The 12692-nt window shown below is 60.1% G+C and carries 6 protein-coding genes; 4 read left to right on the top strand and 2 right to left on the bottom strand.

The window, feature by feature from the left end:
- Positions 1-120 precede the first annotated feature (120 nt).
- A complete protein-coding gene (locus E4K64_RS26320; protein WP_135166076.1) occupies positions 121-657 on the top strand; it encodes a tetratricopeptide repeat protein in 537 nt (178 codons plus the stop codon).
- Positions 658-732: 75 nt separating this feature from the next.
- Here E4K64_RS26320 and E4K64_RS26315 read toward each other — a convergent pair whose 3' ends face one another.
- Complete coding sequence (locus tag E4K64_RS26315; RefSeq protein ID WP_235884787.1) at positions 733-6606, bottom strand: AAA family ATPase; 5874 nt, start codon at positions 6604-6606, stop codon at positions 733-735.
- 428 nt (positions 6607-7034) lie between these two features.
- Positions 7035-7805 carry a hypothetical protein gene (locus E4K64_RS26310; RefSeq protein WP_167772263.1) on the bottom strand — a complete coding sequence of 257 codons (771 nt, stop codon included), beginning with the start codon at positions 7803-7805 and terminating at the stop codon, positions 7035-7037.
- A gap of 1494 nt (positions 7806-9299) precedes the next feature.
- Here E4K64_RS26310 and E4K64_RS26305 point away from each other — a divergent pair.
- The 3 genes from E4K64_RS26305 (at position 9300) to E4K64_RS26295 (ending at position 12660) form a co-directional block, all read left to right on the top strand.
- Complete coding sequence (locus E4K64_RS26305) at positions 9300-10658, top strand: ABC transporter substrate-binding protein (protein ID WP_135166074.1); 1359 nt, start codon at positions 9300-9302, stop codon at positions 10656-10658.
- 68 nt (positions 10659-10726) lie between these two features.
- A complete protein-coding gene (locus E4K64_RS26300) occupies positions 10727-11701 on the top strand; it encodes a carbohydrate ABC transporter permease (RefSeq protein ID WP_135166073.1) in 975 nt (324 codons plus the stop codon).
- Positions 11698-12660 (top strand): carbohydrate ABC transporter permease, encoded by a 963-nt coding sequence (locus E4K64_RS26295; protein ID WP_135166072.1) that lies wholly within the window; start codon positions 11698-11700, stop codon positions 12658-12660. Before E4K64_RS26300 ends, E4K64_RS26295 begins: the two co-directional genes overlap by 4 nt.
- Positions 12661-12692 lie beyond the last annotated feature (32 nt).

Genomic DNA, 12692 nt, shown 5'->3' with positions numbered 1-12692 from the left:
GAATATCGGTGCCGGTCGGCGGGGCGGGGGGCAGGTAGCGGTTGTTGGTAATTGAGTTCAGCGAAGGGACATTTGAGTGCGGTGCAGTGAGTCCGCTGGGCCGGGCGGGGGACAAAAATTATGCGACGTGCCATTTTATTGCTGACCTGTTGCTGGCTGGCGCCGGGCCTTGCGGCATGTGACTATACGACGAGGGAGGCTGCCATCGTGGCTCCCGTCGAGCCGCCGGGTGGGGACCCGGTGCAGGAGCCGACCGACGTCAAGTACTACCCGTCGGACGAGCCTGTGCGGCTGGGGCTGGAGCATTACAATCGCGGCAGTTACGGGCTCTCACAGCGCTATTTCAAGGACGCCGTCGAGAAATCACCCAAGGACGTCACCGCCTGGATTGGTCTCGCAGCGAGCTATGACAAGCTGCGTCGATTTGATCTTGCCGATCAGGCCTATGCCCGAGCGATCCGGCTCGGCGGCGAAACGGTGCAAGTCCTGAATGACCAGGGATATTCGTACATGCTGCGCGGCAATCTGAGTGCGGCGCGACGGAAGTTCGAGAAGGCCTATTCGCTCGATCCTGGTAATCCGGTCATCGCCAACAACCTTGAACTTCTCAATGGCAGCCGGCGGTTCATTGAAAGGCCGCCAAACAATCAACCGTAAGAAGAACCGGCTACGAACTCGGCAAGGGCCGTTTCGAGCGAACGCGGGCGAGGGTAAACGGGAATCGGGAGATCATCACGAAGCGTCTGCGGGACCTACCGGCACGGTGAAGTGAAAAGTCGCGCCGCGGGGCAGGTTAGGGGTCACCCACAAGCGCCCGGCATGAGCTTCGATAATCGAACGGCAGATGGACAGTCCCACCCCGAGTCCGCCGGGCTTCGTCGTGTAAAAGGGGGTGAAGACGTGCTCGAGATTTTCCACTGCCAGCCCCGGTCCCGAGTCCTGCACCTCGACAAGAACACGGTCAGGGCCGACCTCACTGGTTGTGATAAGCACCCTTCTGACGTCGTCCGCCACAGTGCCCATTGCCTGGACGGCATTGACAATCAGATTAAGGACCACTTGCTGCAATTGGACACGATCGCCCTCCACAAGCGATAAGCTGTCTGCAAGTGCCGTCTGAACCGAGACGCCGTTCTTCATCGCTTCACCGCGGGTAAGCTCAATCACGTCCCGTATCGCTTCGTTGATATCCAAATTATCCTTCCGGGGCGGTGCTTTTTTGATGAGATCGCGAATTCGCTTGATGATGTCGCCGGCGCGCGCCGTATCGTTCATGACCCAGTCCAGTGATTGCCTGACCCTGTCGAGATCGGGTGGGTCGCTATCAAGGAACCGCGCGGCGGCACCAGCATTCATGGATGCCGCGCCAATCGGCTGGCTCACTTCATGGGCGATCGAGGCCGTGAGTTCGCCCATGGTGGCGAGGCGGTTGGCATGCGCCAGCTCCGTCTGCATCTCGCGCAGGGCCTCCGTGGCCAGCTTCTGTTCGGTGATGTGCCGTCCGACGCCGCGATAACCGATGAACTGCCCGGTCTTGTCGAAAACCGGCATCCCGGAGACGGAGACGTAGCGCTTGCGGCCGTCGGGCGTAGGGCGCGCGAGCTCGAAATCGCGGAACGGCAGGTGCGCATCGAGCGTCTCCCGATGTTTGCGCCAAGCCTCCTCGTCGGGCTCCAAGTAGGGCACTTCCCAGCGCGTTTTACCGATTTCAGAGCCCGACGCGGGAGCGTCAGCAATGGTTTCGGCGAACTCCTGGCGGATGAAGCGATGGTTGGCATCTGATTCCCAGTACACGTCGAAAGAGAACTGTACGAGAGTACGAAAACGCTCTTCGCTCTCCCGCAGAGCCTCCTCGGACCGTTTACGCTCCGTCAGGTCGACGACAAAGGAGACACCTTGGTCTCGTTGCTCGTCGAACGCGGCCATTCCGATCAAGACGGGCACGCGGCTTCCGTCCTTACGGAAATACTCTTTCTCGAACGGCTGTACGCTCCCCATCTTCTTGAGTTCCGGGATCCACCATCGTTCGTGGCGGTCGAGCCATTCCGGCGGTGTCAGGGCAGTCCAGAGCAAGCGGCCAGAGGCGAGATCCTCACGGTCGTAGCCCACGATGCGCAGAAACGCGTCGTTGGCCTCCAGAATGGGACCTTCAAGCTCCCAGATGATGATTCCAATGACGTTTGCGTCGACAAGACGGCGGATCTTTGCTTCGCGTTCTCTGACATCGCGATACAGAGTCGCATTTTCCAGCGCGGTTGCCGCTTGTGAGGCAAGCAGTTTTAGAACAGCAACTCTCGCCGGTGCGAAAACGTGGGGCGTCAGTGTATTCTCAAGGTAGAGCACTCCGATAAGCTTCCCATGGTTGATCAGAGGCAAGCATAGAATGGAACGAGGCTTGCGCTGACCAACGTAGGGGTCCGTAGCAAAAGGAGGCTGGCAGGCCGCATCCTCGAGAACAGCCCACTCTCTGGTCCGCATCACGTAATAGAGAACGGATTCCGGAACCAGAGCCTCGGTCACCGCTGCATCGCACAGTTCGACGGTCACTCTCTCGCCGGTTGTCGTGGCTTCCGCCTCGATGCGCAGTTCGTTGTTCTCGTGCGACAGGATCAACAGACCCCGTTCAGCGCCTGCTTGTTCAACGGCTGTGTGCATGAGCGTCTCGATGAGCTTTTCCAAGACCATCTCGCCTGACACCGCTTCAGACATCTTGATCACGGTGGCGAGGTCGAGATGCTCAACCGGCGCCCCGATGGTGCTCATCGCGCCGGGCTCTGATCTCACGTCCTTGAGGTGCGGATGGTTATCCTCAAGTTGCCGCACTTTGCCGTCCGCCCCCCAACGAACATAGCAATCGCGCGCCCTTTGCAGATAGACGCGAGCAAACTCTTCGAAGCCACGCGTGCCGTAAAAGCGGGCGGCCAATTCGTAAGCGAGCCCCTCGTGGTGGACGAGGCCGTTGCCGCGGGCGGAGCGGATGGCTTGTTCAAAGAGACGCTCCGCGTCAAGTTCTCTGCCTTGGAGGCGGGCGATTTCCGCGCCGGCAAGGACAGCGCGATTCGCAAAGTTCTCCGGGCAGTTCTGCGCCCACAGTTCGAGTTGCTGGTGGTGAGCCATCAGCGCTTCAAAGTGCCTTGCCTGTTCTTCGCGGGATGCCAAATCCCAGCATGCGGCGTGGGACAGTGCCGCATAGAACTCGTATTCCGCCGTTTCGAATAGCTGAGGTGGTGACCACGGTAGGGTCCGAGCCCTGGCCGCGGCGGCAACGGCCGACCCATAGTCGCCGGCAAAGAAGCATGCTTGCAGCTTGCGGATCCAGTACCAGCTCTCAGGCAATGCGAGTGCCGGATCAGCAGCCAAATGCCGCTCGAACCGAAGCTCTTCGGACTGGTTGTCGTGAAGAGCGCCGAACGGCCGCGTCAGACCACGAAGCATCCGGATCAGCCCAAGCTGCGGCTTTATGATGTCGCCGATCAGCGCAAATTTCGCTTTCTCGGTCAACCGCAATCCGTGCTCGGCTTCGCGTTGTGCTTGTGCAAGCGGATCGCCCGCCGCAAGCAAATTGGTATTCAGGCTGGCGCAGCTGAAAGCCGCGAAAGTGATATCGCCGCTGTTGCTCGCCGCCTCGAATGCGCGGCGAAATGCGTCTCGCGCATGCTGGAGGGGCTTTGTCCATGAAAGGACAAGGTTGCCATAGTTCAGGTAGGTCCGCGCTTGAACGAGCGAAAATTCGCGCCGCTCGACCAGCTCAGTCCCGATACGGCTCAATCGAAGCCCCGCCTCATAGTCGTCGAAGCGGGCGCCGGCAAGGGCGCCGAACATGACGTACGGAACGCACGAAGCATCGTTGTTCCCCCACTCCAGGCTGAAATCCACCGCTTTGATGACCACGAGCGAGCGAAGGTTCGTATCGGTGAAGAATGCAGCCGGCATGAGAGCCGTCAAAAGATCCAACATGGCCAGCGCAAGCGGGTCCGTCATCAGCGGCAGATCCAACACCTCGTCGATGGCCCGGTGTCCGAGGCGAGATCGCACGCGCTCGTACTCCTGTCGGACGTGATCATCGCTTGGGTGGGCCAGCCATCGAATCCCGAGTTGCTCCAAACAGCTGAGACCGGCGCCAACCGCGCGGTCCGGCTTGCTAAGCGCCGTATACAAATCCACCAGCCGGCGTGCGACGACTGCGAGGTCGGTTGCACTCGCGATTCGCGTCGTCAGCTCCTGTAAACGCTGTTCCGCCTCGACGGCAGCGCCCGTCACGAACTCGCATTCGGCGCGATGCAACTCGAGCGAAAAAGCAAGTCGCTGGAAGCGCTCCCAACGGTCGGGTGGCAACAATGCCGCACCGGTTTCGGCGTAATTGAGCGATGCTGCGTAGGCCGCGGACGCCCTCGCGCGCAGGCTGGCTGTCAGATTGAGTTCCGCAAGCTGCACGCGTTCATCTCGCGAGGTGATCAAGGCCGCGCCGCGGTTGAGCTGATTGACGATTGCGAAGATCGCCTTCTCGCGCTTCTCCCCGAACGTCTGCGCCAGCAACTGCCGCCCGATTCGCAGATGGAGCGCCGCGCGTTGATGCTCCGGAATCAGCGAATAGCAGGCTTCGTGTACGCGGTCGTGGACAAACCTGTAGGCGCCGGCCTGTTGCTCGATCAATTCCTGGCGAACCGCCTCCCAGAGCGCCGCATGAACCTGCTGCTCGGAGCGCCCGAGGATGATCGAGAGTGTCGTGGTTTCGGCGAAAGTGCCGAGACAGGCCAACTCCTGCAGCGTGTTCTGTGTATCAGCCGGCAGCTGTGCCAGCTTTGCGATCATCAAATCCACGACGTTGTCTGTGTGACCCTTAGCGTGAATGCGATCCAGATCCCAGCACCAGCACCTCGCGTCATGATCAAAGCGGACGAGGCCTTCTGCGGCGAGTACGTGGAGGAACTGATTGACGAAGAATGGATTGCCGGCCGTTTTATCGTGGATCAGATGCGCGAGCGGCGCCGCATGCGGCAAATCGCAGCCTAGAGCATCAGAAATCAGGTGCGAAATGTGTTCGCCGGCAAGCGGCGTAAGGACAATCTGTTGGAGGTTTGCGCCAGCGTTCTCTATGGCATGCAGCCAACGCCGCAACGGATGGACGTCATCGACCTCGTTGTCCCGAAAGGACCCGATCAGCATCAGGTATTGCAGATCGGTCCGGGTCAGCAGATCCTCAACGAGGTCCAACGTGGCGGCGTCGACCCATTGAAGATCGTCGAGGAAAAGCACCAACGGATGCTCGGAACGTGCGAATACCCCGATGAAGCGTCGGAGTACGTGACGAAAGCGTGTTTGTGCCTGTGGTGGCGGGAGATCAGGAACGGCAGGCTGCTCTCCCATGATCAGCCGCAATTCAGGAATCAGGTCGGCGACAAGTCGGCCATTTGCGCCCAGCGCATTTCGAAAAGCTTGGCGCCAGTTCGCAAGTTCGACGTCATTCTTGCTCAGAAGGGACCTCACGAGGCTCTGAAATGCCTCGACCAGCATGGAATACGGAATATCGCGCTTGTACTGGTCGAACTTGCCCGATGCGAACAATCCGTGTGACGGAACAAGCCGACGATGGAGCTCATTGACCACTGAGGACTTGCCGACGCCGGAATAGCCCGAAACCAGCACCAATTCCGGCACGCCACACTTGAGCATGCGGTCGAACGCGCCCAGCAAGATTTCAATCTCGCGGTCTCTTCCATAGAGCTTTTCGGGAATCAGGAGTCGGTCGGGCGCATCATATTGCCCGAGTGCAAAATCTTCGATCCGGCGTCCGGTTTCACATTCACGCAGGCAGCGGCGTAGATCATGCTCGAGGCCGAGCGCGCTCTGATAACGTTCCTCGGCCGACTTGGCGAGCAGCTTGAGTACTACGGCCGAGATTCCAGCCGGTACGGTGCTCACGCGCACGCTGGGCGACACCGGCTTTCTCGCAATATGGCAATGTACCCACTCCATCGAATGTGCTGCGGCGAACGGCAGCGAGCCCGTCAGCATTTGATAGAGCGTCACGCCAAGCGAGTAGAGGTCGCTGCGGAAATCGATCGAGCGGTTCATCCACCCGGTCTGTTCGGGCGCCATGTAGGGAAGTGTGCCCACGATGAACTCGGGCGGTCCGGGCGTGCGTCGCTCCCGGGCCAGACGCGAAGCGATCCCGAATCCGAAGAAGCGGATCCGTTCGTCGTCGCAGTTTACCATTATATGCGCCGGTTTCACGTCCTTGTGAACGAGGCCGCGTTGATGCACCTTGTTCAAGGCGCTCGCGATCCCGATCGCTAGTCGCAGAAAGCGCTCGATGTCCATGGGTGCGCCAAGCAACTGCTCAAGTGGCTGGCCGCCAGGATACTCAAGCAGCAGAACAGGGTGACCGCCGTCGTACTCCAGTCCGATCGGCCGCATTGCCCATGCGCCATCCAGCTGGTCCTTCAGTTCGAACTCGTGCCACAGCCGATCGAGGACGCCGGACGAAGCGTATTTTTCCTTGGGACGTACCGCCAATACAGCTCTGGAGCTGGCATTTGAATCCGGGCAAGCCCGGCAAAAGATACGGGCATCGTCCTCCCATAGCACTTGGAACCTGTTGTTCATGCGCGTCGAACCGAAAACCATGGGTTCAACCGGAAGCCTCCAAGTGACCCAACGCCGGTGCGGAGGTACTTTCCTAGGCTCTGAATCTGCCACAAACGGGCAGGCGTGCCCAGCCTAAGCTGGGGCTTACAAAGCATCGCGATGAAGTAGCGCGGATCGTCTGCAGAGGTTTTCTCGCAATCAGTGGTTACGCCCGCTCAGCGCTATCGAAAAGAGGGCTGGATCCCGCTATCGCGCGTCAGCGGCTGACAGCACATCGCTTGTTCTGACCGTCACTTGCGCGCAAGCGGCCTATTCGCTCCATCCCGGCAATCCGGTCATCGCCAACAATCTAGAGTTTCTCAATGGCAGCCGGCGGTTCATTGAAAGACCACCAAACAACCAGCCTTGAGGGGGCGATCGGCTACTGCGACCGCGGCCAGTTCTCGTCAATTTGGCCCAATCACAGCATCAGCGTGACGGCTGCCGCTGCGGAGGATGACAACAACGCCATTGCGGACAGTAAATCGCGCGCCGAGCAGTTTCCGCACCTTCTCCGTGATCGGAGAGGAAAAGGGCACGGTTTCTCCCACGACGGGATCGCCGACCTTTATCGTCTCAGTCGCGGGGCCAGCAACTGGTGCAGGCTTGATATGGTCTCGGATAAGCTGAATCTCTTCACGTGACAGGATGAGCGGAGCCTGGTCAGGCTGGGTCTCCGACGGCGGCTTGGGTGTTCCACTGCTTGCCTTTTCGCGTATCTCATTGGTGCTTGCGATCTGATCGAGCCTGGCTACGCGTAGCTTGAGCGCGATGATATCACGTTGCAGTGTTGCGATCTCCAATTTGCGCGCGTTGACCTGCATGATGACAATGATCGCGCAAACGCAACTCACGACGAAGCCGACGCTCAGCAGTGCGATCAACCACCGCTCGAAGTTTCCCATCGACCCACCGGTCGTCCGGGGGAGTTGATCGCGCTGGAGATGGCGCCGCCAGATGTGACGTGCTCGGTCGATCCAATTGGTAGAGCCCGTTACGCCGGTCGCTGCCTGGCCCGACCCAAAATGCGCGGGCGACGAGGCGGCTTCCTCTCGGGCTGGATCAACGAACGACGCCGTGTCGACTTGCTCAAGCCCTAGACTCTCAGGGACGCGATCCGCCGTCGTCAGATGAGCGGCAGGGTGCAAGGGATCCATCTGCTTATCGAGCCGGCCCATCTCCGCTCTCCATGCAGCCATCTAACAACTTCAGCAGTTCCGCCGACGCGGCCAGAATAGGGTATCCGAGGATCCGATCAATCGGAACGGAAAAGGCTCCAGGCCACCGCGTGAGCTGCTCTCGCGGACGGTAGCCGGTGAAATGAAGCACTGCGACGAACGCCCACTTTCAGTCGGATAAGCCCGGTAGTGCTACCAGTAAGTCATTGATTGTTCTCAACCTGAGGCTGACTCTTAATCAGCGGGTCCCAGGTTCGAGCCCTGGTTTGTCCACCACCCTTAAGAGAGAGGCCCGCAAGGGCTTTTTTAGATTCTTCGGCGGAACAAAGCGGGTCTCGTGCGACGCTTTTAATGGTCGAATGTCGCACGCCGTGCGACGAGTCGAATAATTTGGGAGCTCATCGGGCGCGGGCGATCGCATAAGGCTTACCCCGCGTGTTTACGGATGACCCAGGGCCGAAGCGCTCGGCTCGTTTAAGAATGACTCGAAACACAGAACGCGATACTGGCGGCGCGCTGCGCGACCTTGGTTTCACATGAAGGCTTAGGGCCAAAGTCCATCCACCGCTGATACACGCCAGCCAAATGAGACCGACCGGTCTGCGTTCAGCTCTTGATGCCTTCCTTCCGCACTTGCAATTCAAGCCTGTCGATACCGGCATCGGCTCGAGCCGCATTGCGGGCGCGATGGTGTTTGCTTTCGTGCTTTCACAGCCATCCACCATTACTCAAGTCGGTCTAGCGCCATCGAGCGGATCGCGGTGCGCGAACTTGCGCATGAACGAAGAGTGGACGTTTCTGGTGCGGTCGTTGCGTTGAGGGCAACGAAGAGCAAGTAAGCTACTGATATTCTTGGTGGGCCCGGCAGGACTCGAACCTGCAACCAGACCGTTATGAGCCGCGGGATATCGATCAGCTTCGGCGACTGTGCTGCGTTTTCGTTCGGGTTCGATCGCGTTCGTTGCGTCGAGACGAGATCGTTCCTGGTGCGAAACTGGTGCGCTCTGCGGCAACGGCAGATCTTGGCCGACGAGCAGGCTTCTCCCGCTCCCAATCACTTGTTGAACGTTCAGTAAAATCGTTTGCTAAACACGCCGGCCGCGGCTGACCGTCTGGTCCTTTCTGTTATCCAGATGGGCCGAATTGGTCGCGTCGGACCGGTTCGACAATCATCCCCTTAGCAATCGCTATGTATCGTGCTGCGCTGCGAAAATCCCGCTTGCGCGTGCGAGCGTCGCAAATATTTCGCCGGGGTCGGGAGAAACCCGATTGACGGTGACAAAAATTTAGCAGTATGTTTAGTATCACAAAAAGATAAACATCACGCATCGAGCCGATGTGTGGGAGGAGCCCAAGCCATCCGGACCCGTTTCCGGAAGCACTCCGTCTCGCTCTCCATCATCGCTCATCAACTCGGTTTCAGGGTCTTGGCGTCGTCCCGGCAGGACTGAACGCCGGCGAGTTAGGTGCTTCAACGATAGAGAGGAAACGGACATGCGAAGAATGAGATGGCTACGCGGTACGGCGGCGTCTGTGGTTCTTGCGGCCGCAGCGCTTGGTGGGCTCGGTAGCGGCGAAGCCGCAGCCCAGGGTAAGCAGCTCACATTGTGCTGGGCGGCATGGGATCCGGCCAACGCGCTGGTCGAGCTCGGCAAGGACTTCACCAAGCAATCCGGCATCGAGATGAAATACGAGTTCGTCCCTTGGACGAGCTATGCGGATCGCTTCCTCAACGAGCTCAATTCCCACGGCAAGCTCTGCGATCTGATCATCGGTGACAGCCAGTGGATCGGCGGCGCCGCCGAGAACAAATGGTATGTCAAGCTCAACGACTTCTTCGCCAAGGAGAAGATCTCGATGGACGACTTCGTCCCAGCGACGGTCGTCGGCTATTCGCAGTGGCCGAAGAACTCGACGAACTATTGGGCGCTGCCGGCGATGGCCGATGCAGTGGGCTGGACCTATCGCAAGGATTGGTTTTCGCGGCCCGACATCCAGTCGGCGTTCAAGGCCAAGTACGGCCGCGACCTGGCGCCGCCGAAGACCTATGACGAGCTTAAGCAGATCGCGGAGTTCTTCCAGGGCCGCGAGATCGACGGCAAAAAGGTCTACGGCGCCTACATCTTCACCGAGCGCGGCTCCGAAGGCATCACCATGGGCGTGACCAATGTGCTCTACAATTACGGCTTCGGCTACGACAATCCGAAGAAGCCGTACCAGATGCAGGGCGTCGTCAACTCGGCCGACGCGGCCAAGGGACTCGAGTTCTACAAGGAGCTCTACAAGTGCTGTACCGCGCCCGGCATGACCAACGCCTACATGCAGGAGGGGCTGGACGCCTTCAAATCCGGCCAAGTCGCGATGCAGATGAACTGGTTCGCCTTCTTCCCCGGCCTCTACAAGGACCCGAATGTCGGCGGCGACAAGATCGGCTTCTTCGTCAATCCGGCCGGTCCGAACGGGCACTTCACCCAGCTCGGCGGGCAGGGCATCTCTGTCGTCACGACCTCCGAGCACAGGGATGACGCGCTCGCCTACATCAAGTGGTTCGCGCAGCCTGCCGTGCAGCAGAAGTGGTGGCAGCTCGGAGGCTACTCGGCCTTGAAGGCGGTGGTCGACGCGCCCGACTTCCCGAGGAGCGCCGCGTTCGCGCCGCAATTCCTGGAGTCGATGGGCATCGTCAAGGACTTCTGGGCCGAGCCGTCCTACGCACAGCTGCTGCTCGACATGCAGAAGCGCGTGCATGATTACGTCGTGGCCGACAAGGGCACGGCGCAGCAGGCGCTCGATCTCCTCGTCAAGGACTGGACCAAGGTCTTCAAGGAGCAGGGCAAGCAGGTCGCTTCGCAGTAAATCCGGATCAGTGCTCAACTGAACTGGTTTCCCCGGGCGCGTCTCGGGGAAGCCGTCCCAGCCAGCCGATGGACAAGATGACCACGATCTCTCAACCCGATGATGCCACGGTCGCCGGTATGGGCGAGCCCGCGAGGTCTCAGGCCACGCGACGCGTGCGCGGCCTGTCGGACCGGGCCATTGCATGGCTGTTCATCGCGCCGACGATCGCGCTATTGCTGGCGATCAACATATTTCCGCTGGTGTGGATGATCCGACTGTCCTTTACCAGCCTCAATCTCAGCATGTCCTACTTGCCGCTGCGGTTTGTCGGCCTGGACAACTTCACCGATATCCTCGGCGACGAGGACGTCTGGTTCCGGCTGCAGACCACCGCGCAGTTCGTGATCTGGTCGGTCACGTTTCAGGTGATCATCGGATTTGGCCTGGCGCTCCTGATCAATCGCCAGTTCCGCGGTCACAGCTTCTGGACCACGATCATCCTGTTGCCGATGATGCTGTCGCCGGCGGTGGTTGGCAATTTCTGGACCTTGCTGCTGCAGCCGCAGATCGGACCGTTCAACTCTCTGATCAGCCTGTTCACGGGCGTGCCGCCGAGCGCGTTCAGCATGACCGGTCAGGTGTCGCTCGCACCATGGACCATCGTGCTGGTCGACACCTGGATGTGGGCGCCCTACGTCATGCTGATCTGCCTCGCCGGGCTGCGCTCCATTCCCGACTACATCTACGAGGCCGCCGAAGTCGATCGCGCCTCGACCTGGCGGCAGTTCTGGTCGATCACGCTTCCAATGACGGTGCCGTTCCTGATGCTGGCGGTGCTTTTCCGCGCGATCGAGAACTTCAAGATGTTCGACATGGTCAACCTCCTAACGTCAGGCGGACCGGGGTCGACGACCGAGCTGGTGTCGATCACGTTGAAGCGCGCGGCGTTCGAGAAATGGCGCACCGGCTATTCCAGCGCGCTCGCCATCATCCTGTTCGTCGCCGTGTTCGGTGCCGCCAACATCTACGTCAAAGCGCTCAACAAGGTGAAGCAACGATGACCACCGCTGCCGCAAAATCCACCGCGCATTCCATCGTCGAGGCTTCTCCACGGGCGAAGGCCGTGGCCGGCGGCATCGTCATTCTCTACGCCGTGATCACCATCCTGCCGCTGCTCTGGATCGTCGCCACCGGATTCAAGTCGCAGAGCGACGCCATCGCCTATCCGCCGAAGGTGATCTTCGAGCCGACCCTCGAAGGCTACGTGAACCTCTTTACCGTGCGCACCCGCCAGACACCGGACTTCATCGCCAAGCTGCCGCCGCCGGAGACCTGGTACGACAAGCTCGCGCGGCAGCGCGACATGGTCATCGCTGGTCCATCGAAGGTGGTGCCGCGTTTCGTCAACTCGCTGATCATCGGCTTCGGCTCGACTTTCCTCGCCGTCTTTCTCGGCACGCTTGCGGCCTACGCCTTCTCACGCTTCCGCATTCCCTTGGCCGACGATCTGCTGTTCTTCATTCTCTCGACGCGCATGATGCCGCCGGTCGCAGTCGCGATCCCGATCTACCTGATGTACCGGCAGCTCAATCTGACCGACACCAGGCTCGGCATGATTCTGCTCTACACTGCCGTCAACGTTTCGCTCGCGGTCTGGCTGCTCAAGGGCTTCATCGACGAGATTCCGCGCGAGTATGAGGAGGCCGCCCTGGTCGACGGCTACACGCGGCTGCAGGCGCTGCGCAAGGTGGTGTTGCCGCAGGCGGTCACGGGAATTGCGGCCACGGCAATTTTCTGCCTGATCTTCTCGTGGAATGAATATGCCTTCGCGGTTCTCCTGACGAGCGGCGAGGCGCAGACCATGCCGCCCTTCATCCCCTTCATCATCGGCGAGGGCGGACAGGACTGGCCGGCGGTTGCCGCCGCGACCACGCTGTTCGTCGTGCCGATCGTCCTGTTCACCGTGCTTCTGCGTAAGCATCTGCTGCGCGGCATCACATTCGGAGCTGTGCGCAAATGAGCGGTTCTGCAGTTGCCAAAGGTGGGGTGTCC

Source organism: Bradyrhizobium frederickii (assembly GCF_004570865.1).
GTDB lineage: Bacteria > Pseudomonadota > Alphaproteobacteria > Rhizobiales > Xanthobacteraceae > Bradyrhizobium > Bradyrhizobium frederickii.
Note: the sequence above shows the minus strand (reverse complement) of the source record. Positions and strands in the feature narration are given on the sequence as shown.

Bases quoted from the DNA above. Each gene is read 5' to 3' on its own strand.
- E4K64_RS26320 (WP_135166076.1), top strand. From the start codon at position 121: ATGCGACGTGCCATTTTATTGCTGACCTGTTGCTGGCTGGCGCCGGGC.
- E4K64_RS26315 (WP_235884787.1), bottom strand. From the start codon at position 6,606: ATGAACAACAGGTTCCAAGTGCTATGGGAGGACGATGCCCGTATCTTT.
- E4K64_RS26310 (WP_167772263.1), bottom strand. From the start codon at position 7,805: ATGGGCCGGCTCGATAAGCAGATGGATCCCTTGCACCCTGCCGCTCAT.
- E4K64_RS26305 (WP_135166074.1), top strand. From the start codon at position 9,300: ATGCGAAGAATGAGATGGCTACGCGGTACGGCGGCGTCTGTGGTTCTT.
- E4K64_RS26300 (WP_135166073.1), top strand. From the start codon at position 10,727: ATGGACAAGATGACCACGATCTCTCAACCCGATGATGCCACGGTCGCC.
- E4K64_RS26295 (WP_135166072.1), top strand. From the start codon at position 11,698: ATGACCACCGCTGCCGCAAAATCCACCGCGCATTCCATCGTCGAGGCT.